We start from the raw sequence: 18,392 nt of genomic DNA, 5'->3' as shown, positions 1-18,392 counted from the left end.
ACTCCTTCAGTGACGCACGCACTGCAATGAAACAGGAACAGCGGGGGTCAGTTTGCCTCGCTCGCCTTTAACGTGGGACACGAATATGCCTAAGGCAGCCGTACTGCCTGACAGCCACGGATTAGCTCTCACTGGTTTCCGTCGTATCATCATTTGAAATATGCGCGGACAGAACGCTGGTGGTATTGACTGGCGTGTAAGTCGTTTGCAGGTCGGTCAGTTTCAACGGCACAGTCACCATATAACTGAGGCACAAACGCGGTGTATTACCGACCGCCTGCCAGAAATTCCCCAGACTATTGAGTTGCTCAGAGGGCGGAATGACGCGCAAATAAGTGCCTGGCAACGTGGAGAACGAACGGTTATTCACCAGCGCATTCAGCACATTATTAATAATGATCAGCGACTGGCTGTTTGCCTGGCTTAGGGGAGAATCGCTACTGCTGCTTTGTGTGACCTCAAAATAGGTCACCAGATAACAACACCGTATGTTCACATAGCCGGGCGCGAAGACGCCCGTGGTCGAATTAAATTTTCTCCCCTCGCCTACGCGTAACTGCAAATCCTCCTGGATGTCATATAAAAAGATGCATACCGTCGGGACATCCGGCGTGGAGTCTTTCGGCGGAAGATCAAAACGAATAGCCACGTCAGAAGGCAGATACTCGCGCAGTGCCGCTTCAATGGCCACGTTCAGATTGATGAGCGTGGTATCAGAGGCAACGGCGGGCGCCGTTGGAATTTCATCATCAGCAGTTGAATCAGTCATGTTCAATCTCCATTACGAAAGTGAAAATCATCAAACCACACGCCCCATCTTGGCCAACTCGCGTTGCAGCGCGCGATCGATATGTTTCTGCCCGACGTACGGTGCCTGCTGCTCCGCGGCAAGCCAGCTCGCCAGTAACGCGATATTGCGGATGTTCGCGCCGGTAATCTCGGCGCGTCGTGCGAGCGCAGAAAAGTCCACCTCTTCGGCCACCGTCACCTCTGCAGGCCAAATTGCCTGCCACATCCGCTCACGCAGGGCGGCATCCGGGAAAGGAAAGCGAATAATAAAATTGATCCTGCGGGTAAATGCATCATCCAGATGCGAGCGGTTGTTGGTGGCGAGAATGACCAGCCCTGAATAACTTTCCAGGCGCTGTAACAAATAGGAAATCTCAATATTGGCGTAACGATCGTGAGAATCGCGGGTTTCACTCCGTTTACCGAACAACGCATCGGCTTCATCAAAAAAAAGCAGACCGGAATCCCGCTCAGCGGCATCAAACACCCGTGCCAGATGCTTTTCTGTTTCACCGATATATTTGTCTACCACCGTCGCGAGATCGATTTTGATCATGTCCACGCCCAGCGTCGCCGCCAGCACTTCAGCCACCAGCGTTTTACCGGTACCGGAATCACCGTGAAATAACGCACTGATTCCGGTTCCATATGCGATTTTTTGCTCAAAACCACGCGCCAGAACCTCTTCACGAAAACGCGCCGCGACCAGCACCTCTTCCAGTTGTCTGCCCAGTCCCTCAGAAATGATCAAATCAGCAAAAGTCCGTTTAGGTTCAATGCGGGTAGCAAGCCCGCCGAAAGCCTGTTGCGAACGCTGACGAAACGCCTTATTCAAATCCTCCGCAGAAAGCCCCGCCGCCCCCCTTAGCCGTCGATAGGCATCCGCATCGCTTAAGGATTGTAAAAGCGTGTCAGAAGCGGGCCTGAAGCGACGCACCAGCATGGACGGGTCGACATCGGGCTCCAGTTGATAAGGTTTCAACAAACTGATGAGCAACCGGGTATCGTCCTGGGGAGTGCTTTTTGGCATCTCAAGGGTAACCTGAGAAATACCGACTAACGGCGTTAATGGCGTATCGGGCTGAATCAGCCCAAACAGAGGGAATGTATGTGCAACCAGACGGTCATTGATCCAATTTTGCAATGTCGGATAGCGTTCCCAGGCGTCATGCAAACCCGGCAGGACCAGGCATGATGCGTACAGCGTCGCCTCCCTCAACGCCTCCACAAAACAGAGACGAAATGGATATTCCTCTTCCGGCGCTTGCGCCATGTCAAACACCAGCAACTTACAGCCTGCGGTACTGGCCGCATGCGCCAGTGCCATTTTCCGTACGCCTTCGGTCCCTCCGCTCAGTGAAACCAACAATCCTGAACAGGGGTTACGCATGCTCATCAGTAATTGCTGCGTTAACTCAGGAAACAGATCCCCCTGTGCAGGCGCCTCCAGCCAGCGGCACGAAGCCTGCCCAAGCGAGGAGTCCCTCCCGCACAGATAGCGAAAGATATGCGGGCTGCCATGCAGAGAGTAAGACCATCCGTTTTGGCTGCGATCGGGCCCAGAGGTTTGAACTAATGCATGCTGAACCAACGGGGCGGCACCCGACAAACGGACCTCCATTTCCAGCCTGTCGATGTTGTTCCGACACAGCAGATTCAGTATCAGCTCCGGCTTTATCCCGTTATCCTGGGCATCGTGTTGCAGGCAAGCAAATAACAACCCGGCGTTGCTGTTAGCGAGTGGCATAAGTGTCAGCAACAGCGCGTCGCGTTCGAACGGATCCAGACCAAAACGCGCAATCAACATGCCGAGGCGGCTGTCGGCGGGAATATTCGCCCGGTCAGCTTCACGAAAACTCTGACGGCACAGGGCAATATCGCAAGCCGGAATTTTGGTTTGAAAACGGGCAAGCATATCCATTTGCAACAAGGCGGCGTCTGTTTCTGGTTGCTGGCTCTGCTGCGAATACTCCTGTACCCGCTGGCGCACCACACGGAGATAACGTTTGAGCATCTCTTCGATCCGCTCAACTTGTTGATGTAGCACGTTATAGTGCCAGTCCTCTTCGTGGGTATTCAAAAGTACATCGGCAATTTCTTCTGTCATATTCACTGTTGCTCTCTGAAATAAGAAGCGCGTTAATTTAGACACAACCGATCATTTGGCCCGTGCATTAGCGGTCAACAGAAAAATAAATGTAAAAGACAGGCTGCCGCCCTCCCTGCGTTATTTAGAAATCAGAGAATTTCATGTTTTCACAATAAAGGACGCTCATTAATCAAAAGCTAGGCTTTACCGATAAAAATTACAAACCGACTGGCGTTGCGATATTGCAACCTAATTCTTTGGTTTTTTAGCGGATAGAGAGTGTATTATTGAGACGTCACCTGTTTGTATTAATTAGAAAAAACAAAAAACAGTACGACAATGATTTTTAAAAACAGGCGAATTCAGAATACCAATAAATGCTGCTGGCGGAATATGAATCTTTGTATATTCAAGCAGATATAAAAAGCCGTGAAAAATCCCATTCATTCCACCTCAGGCGCATACCCGACTGAATGAATATTCTTAACGGCAATAACCCCTAAATAAATGTGCCCGCGCGGGGTAGCAGAGCAGATGCGCAGCACACCTTTTACTCACAGAAAGCGGGGCAACAGCGTAACGGGTGCGGCCAACGTTAAGACTCAGTTCACAAAACGGAGGACATCATCGCAAAGGACTACCCTGATCTACCGTGCTGGTGATAACGTATCGCGTGCAGAAATCCCCGTAACGAGCTGTACTTTTCGAAAAAAGTCAGACGGTTAGTTTGCGCAGCAACGTAAGGATAACGTGAAAGCAGTATTACGATGAGATAAAAGAAGTGGCGGAGAGAGGGGGATTTGAACCCCCGGTAGAGTTGCCCCTACTCCGGTTTTCGAGACCGGTCCATTCAGCCGCTCTGGCATCTCTCCGTTCAGACAGTTGCCATGATGCCAGGTTATTTGGCATTTTAACAGACCCTGTCCCGCTAATTTGGTTCAAGTGGCGAGTTTGCGAGCAAAGCGATGATTAAGTGGCCCTGGAAAACAAAGGACTCCCTGGATGACGCAGCTTTCCCCTGGGAAGACGCGTTGAACGCCCCTGTACTGGCGAATCTTTCTGCGGATGAACAGATCAAACTGGTTCAACTTGCAGACCGTTTTTTGCAGCAAAAACGGCTGGTTCCGCTACAGGGATTTGATTTAGACGCGCTGAAAAGCGCGCGCATCAGCCTGTTGTTCTGCCTTCCGGTCCTGGAATTAGGCCTGGAGTGGCTGGACGGTTTCCATGAAGTGCTGATCTACCCCGCCCCGTTTGTGGTGGACGATGAGTGGGAAGACGATATCGGACTGGTGCATAACCACCGCGTGGTGCAGTCTGGTCAGAGCTGGCAGCAAGGTCCGATTGTGTTGAACTGGCTGGATATCCAGGATTCGTTTGACGCCTCCGGTTTTAACCTGATTATCCACGAAGTGGCGCACAAGCTCGACACGCGTAACGGCGATCGCGCCAGCGGAATACCGCTGATCCCCCTTCGGGAAGTGGCTGGCTGGGAGCATGACCTGCACGCCGCGATGGATAACATCCAGGATGAGATCGATCTGGTCGGTGAAAGCGCCGCCAGCATTGATGCTTACGCCGCAACCGATCCGGCAGAGTGCTTTGCCGTGCTGTCAGAGTATTTCTTCAGCGCGCCGGAGCTGTTTGCGCCACGTTTCCCGGCGCTGTGGCAGCGTTTCTGCCAGTTCTACATGCAGGATCCGTTAAGCCGCCTGCGCAACCAGGCGGGCAGCTATGGCGAGCGCGCCAACTCACTGCATTAACGTACTGTTGCGCTTTAATTCGCCATTTGAATCAGTACGTTAATTTTAGTGTTGACACAAAAGTACGGGGCCAGTAGTATGCGCCCCGTTCACACGATTCCTCTGTAGTTCAGTCGGTAGAACGGCGGACTGTTAATCCGTATGTCACTGGTTCGAGTCCAGTCAGAGGAGCCAAATTTAAGAAGCCTGCTTTCAAGCAGGCTTTTTGCTTTTCTGTCTCCTGCATAATGCCGCCTTTCTCTCCACCCTGCGTCTGCCAACCTTTTCAGGTATTAATATGCACTTTGCAGTAACGCCGCTTCCAGACAGTGGGGGTCAGCCCGGTGTGCTTGCGAAAGCGTTGCCGAAAGTAGCCGACATCATTAAATCCGCACTGCGTGGCAACCTCGGTGAGCGAAACCGTATGACTGAGCAGTAACTTCTCTGCGGCGCGGATGCGCTGGCGGTGGATGGCCTCAGTCAGCGTTAAATGAAAAACCCGCCGAAAGACGCGCCCTAAATAATCTGCATTACAGTGCAATTCCTTCGCCAGCAGCGAAGTGGAAAGCGGTAAATGAAAACGGCTACGAATCAACTGTTGTGCTTTCCAGGCAATAGCTTCGCCCATTTCTGTTGGCTGTTCGTCGTGCCTTCCCGCTTCGGATATTTGTTGAAGAATAAGCAGGACGATTAATTCCAGCGCGACAGTTCGCTGCAATTTTTCCTGCTCGTTTAAGAATTGCCTGAACAAAGAAATAAGGTACTGAGGATCCCCCACCTTGCTATGCTGGGGTATTAAAAGCGGCGCTATATTTTCTGTCGTTACTAGTGTTTTCTGACGTTCAAAGTGTAGCCAGTAAAAGGTTAAATCCGGCGGAAAGTCCAGCGTGCCCACATGCCGTCGCTGCGGCCAGAGCAGCAACGTTTCGCCCGCATTTACCACAAACGGAATGCCCTCTTCTTCTATCGTTAATGTCCCTTTTTCAACATAAATGATCTCCCAGGAGTGTAGCTTTCGCGCCGGATGCCTCCCCACCCCGCGAGAAATAAATAACCCGCCATTTTGTACCTTAATCGGAAGCGCCATGGATAATTCAAGCATAAATATGTATTTTCTCGCTCTGTTACTGCGAAATAATCGATTTAGATTTTGATTATTAATGAAATAATACAAATCATCCGGATCTAAATCACATTTTCATAACCAGGTCGGAATCCTCACCTTTTTATACTTTTCCCTTCCCTTGTCGCGCCTTTCTTTCAGTGCAGAATAAATTGGGTACCTTGCTCAGACCTTATAAAAATTCAATTAATGAGGCGTTACTCAATGACTTCCACTCCGATTACACAACGTGAGCTCGCGCAGCAGACGGTGAATGACCGCCTTTCTGTGCGCGAAAAAATAGGCTACGGCCTGGGCGATGCGGGCGGGACAGTGATCACCTGCCTGATCATGAATTTTCTGACATTCTTCTATACCGATGTCTTTGGCCTGACCCCGGCGCTGGTCGGCACGCTGTTTTTAGTGCTGCGTGTCTTTGACGCCATTTCCGACCCGGTGATGGGGGTGATTGCCGATCGCACCCAAAGCCGCTGGGGACGTTTTCGTCCGTGGCAATTGTGGGTAGCGCTGCCGATAGGGATCATTGGCGTACTCACCTTTACCGTGCCAGATGCCGGGATGGGGGTAAAAATGGCCTGGGCTTTTGGCACCTATTTGCTGCTTTCGGTAGGCTATACCGCCATCAATGTGCCTTACTGCGCGCTCATCAATACCATGACAACCCGGCATCACGAAGTGCTCTCCTGCCAGTCCTGGCGCTTCGTGCTGTGCGGGGTGGCCGGTTTTCTGGTGTCAGTCGGCCTGCCGTGGCTGGTCGCCATCCTCGGCAAGGGCAACACGGCACAGGGGTACCAGTGGGGTGTCGGTGTACTTTGTACCCTGGCGGTCATGATGTTCCTGTGTTGTTTCTTCTGGGTACGTGAACGTGTACCGCTGGCGCTGATGGGGAAATTCACCCTGCGTGAACACCTGACCGGGCTGCGTAACAACGACCAGTTGTTGCTGATGCTGGCGATGTCGTTCCTGCTGATCAACGTCTTTAATATTCGCGGCGGCGGCTATATGTATTTTATTACCTATGTGCTGGAGGGGAGCACCGCCTACATCTCGCTGTTTTTCACCATGGTGACCTTCGCCGCCATTCTGGGTGCCGTCATCGTCAATCCGCTATCGCGGCGGATCGACACAGTTAAGCTTTATTACTACACCAATTTGCTCCTCGCCGTGCTGGCGCTGGGAATGTGGTTTTTACCGACTGGCCCGCTACATCAAACGTTGTGGCTGATCGTTATTCTCAGCAATGGCATTGTGCTCGGTTTTACCCTGCCCCTGCATTTCTCATTGATGGCCTTTGCCGACGATTACGGTGAGTGGAAAACCGGCGTGCGTTCATCCGGAATGAATTTCGCGTTCAATCTGTTCTTTATCAAGCTGGCCTGGGCCTCCAGCGCGGGCATTATCAGCCTGGTGTTTATTTTTGTCGCCTACCACCCTGGCACGGGTCATCAGACACCGGCCTCATTGCACGGGATCACGACGATGGAAACCCTGTTGCCAGCCCTGTTCCACCTGTTGCTGGCGATGACCATTCGCTGGTGCAAACTTAGCAACCCCATGATGGCGCGCATTGCCACCGACCTGCGCCAGCGCCATGTTCAGTCCTGAGGAGAGAAAGATGTCTGTTATGGAACCCGACCTGCATACACTGAAAATTAGCGATCCGTTTCTTGGCCAGTACCAGCAACTGGTACGTGACGTCGTGATCCCCTACCAATGGGAGGCACTGAACGATCGCATTGCCGAAGCGGAGCCGAGCCATGCCATTGCCAACTTCCGTATTGCGGCCGGTCTGCAAGAGGGGGCGTTTTACGGCATGGTTTTTCAGGACAGCGATGTGGCGAAATGGCTCGAAGCCGTGGCCTGGTCGCTGTGCCAGAAACCGGACGCTGAACTGGAAAAGACCGCCGATGAGGTGATTGACCTGATCGCCGCCGCCCAGTGTGCAGACGGCTATCTGAATACCTATTTCACCATGAAAGCCCCCGGTGAACGCTGGACGAACCTGGCGGAATGCCATGAGCTTTACTGCGCCGGGCATATGATTGAGGCCGGGGTAGCCTACTTCCAGGGCACCGGCAAACGCCGCCTGCTGGAGGTGGTCTGCAAACTGGCTGATCATATCGATAGTGTATTCGGCGCAGGGGAAAACCAGCTTCATGGCTATCCCGGCCATCCTGAAATTGAGCTGGCTTTGATGCGCCTGTATGAAGTCACTGCAGAACCACGCTATCTGGCGCTGGTACAATATTTTGTTGAGGAGCGTGGCAAACAGCCGCACTTTTACGACATTGAGTACCAAAAGCGCGGCAGAACCTCTTACTGGCACACTTACGGCCCGGCATGGATGGTTAACGATAAGGCCTACAGTCAGGCTCATCTGCCGCTGTCCGAGCAATCCGTTGCGACAGGCCACGCAGTGCGATTTGTCTACCTGATGGCAGGCGTGGCGCACCTTGCGCGTTTAAGCGCTGACGAAAGCAAACGCCAGGACTGCCTGCGGCTATGGCGCAATATGGCGCAGCGGCAGCTCTATATTACCGGTGGCATTGGTTCACAAAGCAGTGGTGAAGCGTTCAGCAGCGATTATGATCTGCCCAATGATACCGTTTACGCTGAAAGCTGCGCGTCCATTGGTCTGATGATGTTCGCACGCCGGATGCTGGAAATGGAAACCGACAGTCACTACGCCGACGTAATGGAACGCGCGCTCTATAACACGGTGCTGGGCGGGATGGCGCTTGACGGAAAGCATTTCTTTTACGTGAATCCACTCGAAGTGCACCCGAAAAGTCTGCCCTTCAATCATATCTACGACCACGTTAAGCCGGTGCGTCAGCGCTGGTTCGGCTGCGCCTGTTGCCCGCCCAATATTGCCCGCGTGCTCACGTCGCTCGGGCATTACATTTACACCGCGCGATCTGAGGCCCTGTTTATCCATCTCTACGTCGGTAACAGCGTGCAACAACAGGTCGGCGAGGAGACACTGCAACTCACTATCAGCGGCAATTATCCGTGGCAGGAAGAGGTTGAAATCCGTATCACCTCCCCCGTTGCGGTAGAACATACGCTGGCACTGCGATTGCCTGACTGGTGCGAAAACCCGCAGGTCACACTCAATGGTGAAGCGGCAGAGGGCGAAACAAAACGCGGCTATTTTCATTTAGCCCGCCGCTGGCAGGAGGGGGATGTGCTGCGGTTACGCCTGCCAATGCCGGTACGTCGGGTCTATGGCAACCCACGGGTGCGCCAGCAAGCCGGGAAAGTGGCGATCCAGCGTGGCCCACTGGTGTACTGCCTGGAAGAGGCAGACAACGGCACCAATCTGCATAACCTGAGCTTGTGCGAGCAGAGCACATTCCGCACGTTTGAGGGGAAAGGTCTGTTTGCCCACAAAGTGCTGATCCAGGCCGAGGGATATCAGCACGCTGCAAGCGATTCTGAAACGCAGCCGCTCTGGCAGTATGATCGCAAACCGGCAACGCAGATGCGCAAAACCCTGACGTTTATTCCGTGGTTTAGCTGGGCTAACCGTGGCGAGGGGGAAATGCGAATCTGGGTCGACGAGGCGTAATGCAACGCACCAGACGTGCAGCATAAAAAATAGCCGCCCCCTGGCAAGGGAAGCGGCTAGCTCTCTGTTTACGCGGTGAAAGTGACGGCGAAAATACCGTCGCGATGGCGGTAACGTCCCTGTTTCACTTGTCGCAGGGACGTATTCGCGGTCAGGCAACGTGCTGCTGGACGCGTTCAATACTGCTGCGGAGCGCCTGTTCAATGTCTGCTTCTTGCCACGAGGCCAGTTCAGATGAGAACGGTTCGAAAGCATAAACCCCCTGATAACCGCGCGATTCAAGCGCTGCAATCTGCCCAAGGGTATCCAGACGATCGCCCGGCGTCAGCATGATGCGCTCCTCATCGGTAAGCGCATCGATTGGGCCTGTGGCTTCTACACCGGAAAGATGCACCAGCCCAATCATGTTGATATCGACCCCGTCAAACTCGCTAGCGGCTGCGGGATAAAGCGCATGGTGGAACGTGTCAATAAGCAGCTTAAACGGAACACCGGCATCGCGGATCAGGGTTTGCGCCAGCGCGGCGGATCGCAACGAGCTTTGCGGGAAGCCGAGCGGCTCAACCAGCCCCTGAATGCCGTAGCGCTCAAACAGCGGGGAAAGCGTTTGAAGTGCGGTCATCGTTTTTTCGTTATCAATAACCGTTCCGTCATTCAACGGGCAAAGCACCAGCGCCCCCGCCCCCACCGCTTGCGCCTCTTTTAACAGGGATTCCGTTAAGGAACAAACCGCCGACGTAGGTCGGTTAAAGGGATACACCGCGTTAATGGTGACGATCTCTAAGCCATAACGCTCCGCAAGATCGCGTACCTGCTGGTGACTCAACGCATCGGTTACTTTTCCGCCGGGCATATCATTGCGCAGCTCAACTTTCGTGAGCCCTAAGCGGTTCACCAGTTTAAAAAATGAAGGAATATCCAACCCGGGGGCGATTTTACGGTTAACGCAGAAGCGGTGCAGTGCAATGGTCATCTTACTCTCCTGAAAGCAACGAAATGAAATAGCCAGCCTGCTTTTAATCAAAACATTTATTTCATAATTAGCAATATTCGAAAATGCACTTCTTTGATCAAGCTCGCAAAAAAACGCGGCGCTAAAGGTTCCACGCTCAAAAATCATCACATTCCCTTGCGAAAACAAGGCAACAGAAAGTACCCGTCGGGATGTTCTGCCCAGGCGGTGCGCGTAAATGCGACGCTGCTCACTAAAATAAAATTTCATTAAATGATTTATTGAAATATTCATTTCATTTAACCAGGATGATGACAGGCACTTTCTTCGTGAGCCGTCACGGCTCCGGCATTGACCCCCTCCAGACGACGAGGCTAAGCATGAATATCACAGGAAACTTTATCGGCGGGAAAATCTGTCTCAGTAACAGCAACCAGACCCAGGCCATCTATGACCCGGCGACAGGGAAAGCGGTGCGCGAACTCACGCAATCCACGTCCGCGGAAGTCTCGGATGCGATTCAGGTCGCACACGAGGCATTTACCGGCTGGGCAAACACGACGCCACTGCGCCGTGCACGCGTGCTGTTTAATTTCAAAATGTTGCTCGAGAAACATGCGGAAGAACTGGCGGCAATTATCGTCAGCGAGCATGGTAAGGTCTGGTCGGACGCGCTGGGTGAACTGACCCGTGGCACCGAAGTCGTGGAGTTCGCCTGCGGCATTCCGCACCTGATCAAAGGGGAATACTCTTCGGATGTCGGTACCGGCGTCGATAGTTTTTCACTCATGCAGCCGCTTGGCGTGGTCGCGGGGATCACGCCATTTAACTTCCCGGCGATGGTGCCGATGTGGATGTTCCCGATTGCGCTTGCCTGCGGCAACAGTTTTGTGCTGAAGCCCCCGGCGCTGGCACCGACCGCGGCGGTACGTCTTGCTGAGCTTCTCAAAGAGGCCGGATTGCCAGACGGTGTATTCAACGTGGTGCATTGCAGCAACGAAGATGCGGAACAGCTCTACACCGATCCCCGTATCGCAGCAGTTAGCTTTGTTGGCTCTTCCGGTGTGGCTGAGCACATTTACAAAACGGCCAGCGCCTACGGCAAACGCGTGCAGGCATTTGGCGCGGCGAAAAACCACGCCATTGTCATGCCAGACGCCGACCTCGACGCAACAGTGAATGCCATTATGGGCGGTGCCTTTGGTTCAGCGGGCGAGCGCTGCATGGCGTTGCCGATTGTGGTCGCGGTGGGTGATGAAACAGCCGATAAGCTCATCGCACGGCTGACGCCTCGCATTGAAGCATTGCGTATCGGGCCGGGGTGTATGCGCCGCTCGGAAGAAAATGAAATGGGTCCGGTGGTGTCCGACGTCCATCAGCAAAAAGTGCTGGGCTATATTGAAAAAGGGATCAATGAGGGCGCGAAACTGGTGGTCGATGGCCGCCGCTTCACCCTCCCCAACTATGAAGCAGGCTATTATGTCGGCGGTACGCTGTTCGACAACGTCACTCCGGAAATGGTCATCTGGCGGGAAGAGATCTTCGGGCCGGTGCTGGGCATTGTTCGCGCGCCGGATTACGCCAGTGCGCTGGAACTCATCAACAGCCATGAGTTTGGCAATGGCAGCGCCATTTTCACCAGCAATGGCCATGCGGCACGCGAATTCGTGCATGATGTGCAAGCCGGCATGGTAGGGGTAAACGTGCCGGTACCGGTACCGATGGCGTTCCACAGTTTCGGCGGCTGGAAGCGTTCCGTGTTCGGGGCGCTGAATGTTCACGGTCCAGATGGCGTGCGCTTCTACACCCGCATGAAAACCGCCACGGTACGCTGGCCGCAGGGACAACAAACCGTCTCTGAATTCAGCATGCCGACGTTAGGTTAATCTTTATTCCAGGAGGAGCCATGTCGTTACTGGCAAAGGCGCAGCACAATGCGCGCCAGATACAACACATCACACCGGAAAGCGCCGGATGGCGCTATATCGGCTTTGATGTCTGGATGTTGAAAAAAGGCGAAACGGTAGACTTTGACAGCGTCGATCGCGAGTTCTGCCTGGTGCTGGTGGCGGGTTTTGCCTCGGTAAAAACCCGTACTGCGGATTTCCCAGGGTTGGGCGGGCGAATGTCACCGTTTGAACGTACGCCGCCGTGGTCCGTCTACATTCCGCCGGGTGAGACCGTTCGCGTAACGGCGGATTCCGATCTCGAACTGGCGTTATGCAGTGCGCCGGGCAGCGGTGCGCTGCCCGCCCGGGTGATTGCCCCTGAGGATGTTGGCGTTGAGCATCGCGGTAAAGGGCGTAACCAGCGTCAGGTGCACAACATTCTGCCGGACACCCATCCGGCGGAATCGCTGCTTGTCGTTGAGGTTTACACCGACGAAGGGGCCACCAGTTCGTGGCCCGCCCACAAGCATGATACGCCCGTGCCGGGCAAAGAGACGCAGCTTGAAGAAACCTACTATCACCGTTTCGATCCGCCGCAGGGCTTCGCATTCCAGCGTGTCTATACCGACGATCGCAGTCTGGACGTCTCCATGGCGCCCTACAATCAGGATGTGGTGATGGTTCCACGGGGTTATCACCCGGTGGCTGCTATAGCCGGTTACAACAGCTATTACCTCAATGTGATGGCCGGGCCGGAGCGCAAATGGCTGTTTAGCTGGGAAGCGGATCACGCCTGGATCAACAGCGACGACTATCCGCGACGTTAATCCTGAGCAAAAAAACGGCCCTTGCGGGCCGTTTTTTATTGCGTTGAATAACTACTGTGGGGTTTTGGTGTTGCCGAGCGCCAGTGAGACGGCCAGCGTCTGGGCCAGGCAGAGCGACGCCACCTGAGAACGGAAACCATCCACCTGTGCTTCGCGCACCACAAAGCAAACATCGCTGAAGGCAGCAAGCGGGCTGACCTGGCTGTCGGTGATCGCAATCTGTCGCGCTTTGCGCTGCGCGCCCAGCTCCACCAGCTCCACCACTTCGCGCGAATAAGGCGAGAAACTGACGGCCACCACCAAATCCTTCGGCCCCACCAGACTGAGTTGCTCAGTGAACATGCCGCCCAGCCCGTCAATCAGGAACGCTTTACGATCGAGATGGCGCAGCGCATAAGTCAGGTATGAGGCGACACTGAAGGAACGACGCAGCCCGATAACATAGATATTTTCCGCCTCTGCCAGCAAGGCCACTGCCCTGTCCAGGTCCTCTGGCGCAATCTGCACCGCCAGTTGCTGCAGTGCCTGGGTATTGACCATGGTAAACATGCTGAGGATTTCGCCCGGCGTTTCCGGCGCTGTAGCCTCTTCGCTGGCGGTCTGGCGGAACAGGCGTGCGCGTTCGGTATAGTTCGCGGTTTCCTCCATCAGATGCTGCCTGAACATCTGTTTCATTTCGTTAAAGCCACTGAATCCGAACGCGTTAGCGAAACGAATCAGCGTTGAAGGCGGTACATCCGCCTGCTTGGCAATCGAGGCAACAGTATCGAACGCTACGCTGTTGCTATTATCCAGAATGTAGCGCGCCACCTGTTTCAGGCGTTTGCTAAGTTCATCATAACGGCGACGAATGTCATCCTGCAGAATGGAGAGCTGGGTTGGGTTATTTGCCATGTATCGCGCCTGAAAAATGGAGAAAAAAAGGAAACGGATGTCAGTGTATCAAATGAAGCGAATTTTTCATTTTTCGCAATGAAATACGCGATTCATTTCACGAAGCAAAAAGACGCAGGATGGCACAGCCATCCTGCGCGGTGATTAGCGGCGGGCTTCGCGCCAGAAACCGATAAGGGTCAGGTAATTAGTCTTCACCTCACTGATAAGTGCATTATCATCGAGTTCCCCCTGCATCCAGCGGCGCGAAGGCTGGCCGAAAATCGTCCGCCCCACCGCAAAGCCTTTGATGATAGGGTGCATCGCTGCTTCGGCAAAGCCTTCGCGCAGTTGCGCCTGCGGCGCGTCGAGGCCCAGTAACAAAATACCGCGACACCAGGGATCTTCGCGGGCAATCAGCTCGCCGATATTCTGCCAGTGTAGGCTAGTTAGCGGCGGCAACTTCCACCAGTCCGGTTTGATACCAAGCCGGTAAAAATGAGCCAGCATATCATGATAATGCTGCGGATCTTTCAGCGGCCCGTTCTCCGGCTGGATCACTTCCAGCAGCAGCTCATGGCCCGACTGGTTACAGGCTCGCCACACTTCAAGCAGCAACGCATCCTGCTCTTCGCGCAGCGACGCCGGATCGTGCGGATGATAAAAGACGAGGCATTTGACAACATGCTCCAGCGGCCAGCTCGCCAGTTGTGAGCCGATATCGCCATGTTCCAGCCGAAGCGGCAGCGAACCGGGCAGTTCAATCGGGCGACCTATCCACCATCCCTGACCGGTAATGGCGTTAAGCGCGCGCTGGCCATAGGTGCTGTCCGCCAGTATGCCGCTACGCCCTTCCAGCCCTGCTTCTTGCGCCGCTTCTTTCGCCGCCTGCAACAGCAACTGTTTCAGTCGCGGAATGCGTGTTTCATCGCAGCCCGTTTCCTGCGCCAGATCGGCCAGTTGTTTACGGTGATCGAAAGCAAAAATGCACAATTCCGGCCATGCCTGGCGTCGCGACGTAACGCGATGCAGGTGATTTAAACGTTCATCAAGATCCGGCCGGGGCACCGAGGCGGCACGGCTCAGGTAGTCATCCAGCTCTGTTCGGGTCGGCATGGCCGGAGCGCAACCGTGCCGCGACACCACCAGCGCTCCGCAGGCATTGGCGTAACGGCAGGCCTGTTCCCAGCCTTCATCATTCAGCCAGCCGCGTAACAGACCGGACATAAACGCGTCGCCCGCCCCCAGCACATTGAGCACGTCAACACGTACGCCCTGATAAAGCGGCATCGCTTCCCAGCTATCCGGCACTGCACCTTCAACCACCACACAGCCAATCGGCCCCCGTTTGCACACCAGCGTGGCGTTGGTAGCATTGCGCACATTTTTTAGCGCCGTCAGGGTATCGGTGCTCCCACCGGCAATGTGAAACTCTTCCTCTGTGCCCACCACCAGATCGAAAAGGTGCAACACCTCCTGCAACTGGCGCGTCACCTGCTCCGACTCGACGTAACGCGTTTCGCCATCGCCGGGGGAGGTCAGTCCCCACAGCACCGGTCGATAGTCAATATCCAGCGCGGTGCGCAGCCCATGACGGCGCGCATACTCCAGCGCTTTTAGTACGGCGGCGCGCGTGTCCGGATGGGAAAGGTGCGTCCCGGTAACGGCCACCGCACGCGAGGAGGCAATATAGTCCTCGTTGATGTCATCAGGCGTGAGCGCCATGTCAGCGCAGTTATCGCGGTAGAAAATCAGCGGGAACGTCTCCTGATCTTTAATGCCGAGCATCACCAGCGCTGTCAGACGTTGCTTATCGGTGATCAAATACTCGGTATCCACCCCGGCCCGCTGGAGCGTTTCACGCAGAAAACGCCCGTTATGTTCGTCGCCCACGCGGGCCAGCATCGCCGACTTCAGCCCCTGGATGGCGGTACCAAAAGCTACGTTGCCCGAGGAGCCGCCGAGATATTTGGCGAAACTGGAGACATCTTCGAGTCGGGCGCCGATCTGCCTGGCATAGAGATCCACGGCAACCCGGCCAATACAAATTACATCGAGCCGCTTAACTGCTGCATTCATCGCTACGGTTTCCTTTTGCATGCCTGCTTCACGAGAGGGCCGGTACGCCGGCAGCACGCCCGCAAGCAGCCTGAGGGTGAACGGTTGAACGTAGTATGAGAAATAAATATTTCATTTACAAATTTATATGAAATTTAAAAACCAAAAATGTGAAGGCTATTCCACTCTGTGTTCGTCAAAACGCCGCGCTCATATCCGTACTTTACCTTGCCTGTACACCTGCCTCCGATAGAAGAAAAGCATAGTAGTTAAAGGGTTATCTGACGATACCGTGTTGCCGGTTTTTACCGTTTCGCGATCCCCTCCACAGAAAACCCGCCAGGATGAAACAGAGTATGATTGCCCTCACAAAATGAAACATTTCATCTGTATTCCGCTTTTATGGAAAATATGTTTGCCTATAATCCAGACAGATTCCGGTAGGCGAGAGGCCTGAAGACAGACCGTTCAGTGCACGCCTGCATGACATTGGCTGATAAAGGAAGAGAAAGATGGGCAAGCAGAGACTGACAATGGCGCAGGCGCTGGTGAAGTTTCTTGATAACCAGTATCTGGAAGTGGATGGCGAAACCGTGAAATTCGTCAAAGGCATTTTCGCCATTTTCGGGCATGGCAACGTACTGGGGATCGGCCAGGCACTGGAAGAGAACAGTGGCGAATTGCGCCTCTTCCAGGGGCGCAACGAACAAGGTATGGCGCATGCCGCTACCGGTTTTGCCCGGCAATCGCTGCGCAGACAGATCCTCGCCTGTACCTCTTCTGTCGGCCCTGGCGCAGCCAATATGATCACCGCAGCCGCCACCGCCACGGCAAACCGTATTCCCCTGTTGCTGCTGCCCGGTGATGTGTTCGCCACCCGTCAGCCCGATCCGGTGCTGCAACAAATTGAACAGAGCCACGATTTAAGTATCAGCACAAACGACGCATTTCGCGCCGTCAGTAAATACTGGGATCGCATCACCCGGCCGGAGCAACTCATGAGCGCCTGCATTAACGCCATGCGCGTCCTGACCGATCCGGCCGAAACAGGCGCGGTCACGCTGGCGTTACCGCAGGATGTGCAGGGCGAAGCGTGGGACTATCCGGACGCCTTCTTTGCCAGACGCGTGCACCGTCTTGATCGCCGCCCGCCTTCCGCTTCGCAGCTGGATGATGCCGTTGCTGCCATTCTGGCAAGCCGCAAGCCGCTAATTATCTGCGGCGGTGGCGTGAAATATGCCGCCGCGGGTGAAGCGCTCGCCCGGTTTGCCGAACACTACCAGATCCCGTTTGCTGAAACCCAGGCTGGCAAAGGCACCCTGCTCTCCTCGCACCCGTTTAATGTGGGCGGCGTGGGTGAAACCGGCTGCCTGGCGGCGAACCTGCTGGCGAAAGAGGCCGATTTGGTGATTGGCGTCGGAACCCGTTTCACGGATTTCACCACCGCATCGAAATGGATTTTTCAGCACCCGTCGGTGCGCTTCCTCAACATTAATGTCAGCAACTTTGATGCATGGAAACTGGACGGCATTCCGCTGCTGTCCGATGCGCGCGAAGCGCTGACGTCGCTGGATGCTGCGCTCAGTCATAAAGGCTGGCTGGCAGGCTGGGGCGAACAAATTGCCTGCGTACAGGATAGCCAGTTGAAAGAGACGCAGCGGGTATATCAGGCCACGTGGCAGGAAAAAGCCTTTATCCCTGAAATCGATGATCACCTCGACCGGGAATCGGTCTATCGCGAGTTTCGCCAGCTGACGGACTCAACCCTGACCCAGAGCAGCGTGCTGGGCGTGCTCAACGAGCGGCTACCAGAGAATGCAGTGATCGTTGCGGCGGCCGGTAGCCTGCCAGGCGACCTGCAACGTGTCTGGCGTACCCGTTCCACCAATGCGTATCACGTTGAATACGGGTACTCCTGCATGGGCTACGAGGTGAACGCCGCGCTGGGCGTCAAGCTTGCCGAACCGCAACGTGATGTCTACGCGCTGGTGGGCGATGGCGCTTTCATGATGCTCCATTCCGAACTGGTGACCTCCCTGCAGGAGGGGGCAAAAATCAACGTGGTGCTGCTCGACAATATGGCTAACGGCTGTATTAACAACCTGCAAATGGAGCACGGCATGAACAGTTTCGGCACCGAATTCCGCTTCCGCTCGTCTGAAAACGGGCAACTACAAGGCGGGCTGGTGCCGGTGGATTTTGCCGCCATCGCGGCCGGTTACGGCTGCAAAACCTGGCGCGTGACCACCCTTGATGAACTCAAACAGGCGCTGGAAGCCTCGCAGCACGCAACGGTGAGCACCCTTATCGACATTAAAGTCTTGCCCAAAACCATGGTGCACAAATATGGCAGCTGGTGGAACGTGGGTGTCGCACAACAGGCGCTGTCCGCACGCATTCAGCGGGTTGCGCAGCACATTAACGAAAAACGCGCCCAGGCGCGCAATTACTGAAGCCGGGCAATGCCAACACACTTTTA

Annotated in this window: 12 protein-coding genes and 2 tRNA genes; 7 read left to right on the top strand and 7 right to left on the bottom strand. The window is 54.7% G+C overall.

What is annotated here, in order from left to right:
- Positions 1-121: 121 nt before the first annotated feature.
- The 3 genes from ACUY4S_RS09410 to ACUY4S_RS09400 all read right to left on the bottom strand — a co-directional run bounded on the left by ACUY4S_RS09410 (position 122) and on the right by ACUY4S_RS09400 (position 3,750).
- Positions 122-769, bottom strand: coding sequence for a Pvc16 family protein (locus ACUY4S_RS09410; protein ID WP_312692507.1), 648 nt, complete (start codon positions 767-769; stop codon positions 122-124).
- 30 nt (positions 770-799) lie between these two features.
- Positions 800-2,896 carry an ATP-binding protein gene (locus ACUY4S_RS09405; RefSeq protein WP_458023441.1) on the bottom strand — a complete coding sequence of 699 codons (2,097 nt, stop codon included), beginning with the start codon at positions 2,894-2,896 and terminating at the stop codon, positions 800-802.
- 764 nt (positions 2,897-3,660) lie between these two features.
- Positions 3,661-3,750 (bottom strand) — tRNA-Ser (locus tag ACUY4S_RS09400).
- A 93-nt stretch (positions 3,751-3,843) separates the two neighbouring features.
- Between ACUY4S_RS09400 and mtfA the strand changes: the two genes are divergently transcribed.
- Together mtfA and ACUY4S_RS09390 are read left to right on the top strand one after the other, a co-directional pair.
- On the top strand, positions 3,844-4,641 hold the full coding sequence (gene mtfA, locus ACUY4S_RS09395) for a DgsA anti-repressor MtfA (RefSeq protein WP_312692504.1): 798 nt from the start codon (positions 3,844-3,846) through the stop codon (positions 4,639-4,641).
- 98 nt (positions 4,642-4,739) lie between these two features.
- Positions 4,740-4,815: transfer RNA gene (locus tag ACUY4S_RS09390), tRNA-Asn, on the top strand.
- A 91-nt stretch (positions 4,816-4,906) separates the two neighbouring features.
- Here ACUY4S_RS09390 and ACUY4S_RS09385 read toward each other — a convergent pair.
- Positions 4,907-5,722 carry an AraC family transcriptional regulator gene (locus tag ACUY4S_RS09385; protein WP_458023442.1) on the bottom strand — a complete coding sequence of 272 codons (816 nt, stop codon included), beginning with the start codon at positions 5,720-5,722 and terminating at the stop codon, positions 4,907-4,909.
- A 225-nt stretch (positions 5,723-5,947) separates the two neighbouring features.
- On the opposite strand from ACUY4S_RS09385, the gene ACUY4S_RS09380 reads away from it, so the two are divergent.
- A complete protein-coding gene (locus tag ACUY4S_RS09380) occupies positions 5,948-7,348 on the top strand; it encodes an MFS transporter (protein WP_312692502.1) in 1,401 nt (466 codons plus the stop codon).
- 10 nt (positions 7,349-7,358) lie between these two features.
- Positions 7,359-9,314, top strand: a complete 1,956-nt coding sequence (locus ACUY4S_RS09375; RefSeq protein ID WP_458023421.1) for a glycoside hydrolase family 127 protein — start codon at positions 7,359-7,361, stop codon at positions 9,312-9,314.
- Positions 9,315-9,465: 151 nt separating this feature from the next.
- Here ACUY4S_RS09375 and ACUY4S_RS09370 read toward each other — a convergent pair whose 3' ends face one another.
- Positions 9,466-10,287 (bottom strand): TIM barrel protein, encoded by an 822-nt coding sequence (locus ACUY4S_RS09370; protein ID WP_312692498.1) that lies wholly within the window; start codon positions 10,285-10,287, stop codon positions 9,466-9,468.
- Positions 10,288-10,646: 359 nt separating this feature from the next.
- Here ACUY4S_RS09370 and ACUY4S_RS09365 point away from each other — a divergent pair, with 359 nt between their 5' ends.
- Together ACUY4S_RS09365 and iolB are read left to right on the top strand one after the other, a co-directional pair.
- A complete protein-coding gene (locus tag ACUY4S_RS09365; RefSeq protein WP_312692497.1) occupies positions 10,647-12,152 on the top strand; it encodes a CoA-acylating methylmalonate-semialdehyde dehydrogenase in 1,506 nt (501 codons plus the stop codon).
- Between the two features lie 20 nt (positions 12,153-12,172).
- Positions 12,173-12,982, top strand: coding sequence for a 5-deoxy-glucuronate isomerase (gene iolB, locus ACUY4S_RS09360; protein ID WP_312692495.1), 810 nt, complete (start codon positions 12,173-12,175; stop codon positions 12,980-12,982).
- Positions 12,983-13,033: 51 nt separating this feature from the next.
- Here iolB and ACUY4S_RS09355 read toward each other — a convergent pair whose 3' ends face one another.
- Both ACUY4S_RS09355 and ACUY4S_RS09350 read right to left on the bottom strand, forming a co-directional pair.
- Complete coding sequence (locus ACUY4S_RS09355) at positions 13,034-13,876, bottom strand: MurR/RpiR family transcriptional regulator (protein WP_312692493.1); 843 nt, start codon at positions 13,874-13,876, stop codon at positions 13,034-13,036.
- A gap of 144 nt (positions 13,877-14,020) precedes the next feature.
- The gene (locus tag ACUY4S_RS09350; RefSeq protein WP_458023443.1) at positions 14,021-15,934 is read right to left on the bottom strand and encodes a bifunctional 5-dehydro-2-deoxygluconokinase/5-dehydro-2-deoxyphosphogluconate aldolase; all 1,914 of its coding nucleotides are present in this window, start codon (positions 15,932-15,934) and stop codon (positions 14,021-14,023) included.
- 491 nt (positions 15,935-16,425) lie between these two features.
- Here ACUY4S_RS09350 and iolD point away from each other — a divergent pair, with 491 nt between their 5' ends.
- Positions 16,426-18,366 (top strand): 3D-(3,5/4)-trihydroxycyclohexane-1,2-dione acylhydrolase (decyclizing), encoded by a 1,941-nt coding sequence (gene iolD / locus ACUY4S_RS09345; protein WP_312692491.1) that lies wholly within the window; start codon positions 16,426-16,428, stop codon positions 18,364-18,366.
- Positions 18,367-18,392: the final 26 nt, after the last annotated feature.

The sequence above is a fragment of the Kosakonia beeri genome, from assembly GCF_054165705.1.
The sequence above is the reverse complement of the archived record's forward strand: the minus strand, read 5'-3'. Positions and strand labels throughout refer to the sequence as shown.

Excerpts from the sequence above, each read along its gene's own strand:
- ACUY4S_RS09410 (WP_312692507.1), bottom strand. The coding sequence starts at position 769 with ATGACTGATTCAACTGCTGATGATGAAATTCCAACGGCGCCCGCCGTT.
- ACUY4S_RS09375 (WP_458023421.1), top strand. The coding sequence starts at position 7,359 with ATGTCTGTTATGGAACCCGACCTGCATACACTGAAAATTAGCGATCCG.
- ACUY4S_RS09385 (WP_458023442.1), bottom strand. The coding sequence starts at position 5,722 with ATGCTTGAATTATCCATGGCGCTTCCGATTAAGGTACAAAATGGCGGG.
- ACUY4S_RS09355 (WP_312692493.1), bottom strand. The coding sequence starts at position 13,876 with ATGGCAAATAACCCAACCCAGCTCTCCATTCTGCAGGATGACATTCGT.
- ACUY4S_RS09405 (WP_458023441.1), bottom strand. The coding sequence starts at position 2,896 with ATGACAGAAGAAATTGCCGATGTACTTTTGAATACCCACGAAGAGGAC.
- ACUY4S_RS09370 (WP_312692498.1), bottom strand. The coding sequence starts at position 10,287 with ATGACCATTGCACTGCACCGCTTCTGCGTTAACCGTAAAATCGCCCCC.
- mtfA (WP_312692504.1), top strand. The coding sequence starts at position 3,844 with ATGATTAAGTGGCCCTGGAAAACAAAGGACTCCCTGGATGACGCAGCT.
- ACUY4S_RS09380 (WP_312692502.1), top strand. The coding sequence starts at position 5,948 with ATGACTTCCACTCCGATTACACAACGTGAGCTCGCGCAGCAGACGGTG.
- ACUY4S_RS09350 (WP_458023443.1), bottom strand. The coding sequence starts at position 15,934 with ATGAATGCAGCAGTTAAGCGGCTCGATGTAATTTGTATTGGCCGGGTT.
- iolB (WP_312692495.1), top strand. The coding sequence starts at position 12,173 with ATGTCGTTACTGGCAAAGGCGCAGCACAATGCGCGCCAGATACAACAC.
- iolD (WP_312692491.1), top strand. The coding sequence starts at position 16,426 with ATGGGCAAGCAGAGACTGACAATGGCGCAGGCGCTGGTGAAGTTTCTT.
- ACUY4S_RS09365 (WP_312692497.1), top strand. The coding sequence starts at position 10,647 with ATGAATATCACAGGAAACTTTATCGGCGGGAAAATCTGTCTCAGTAAC.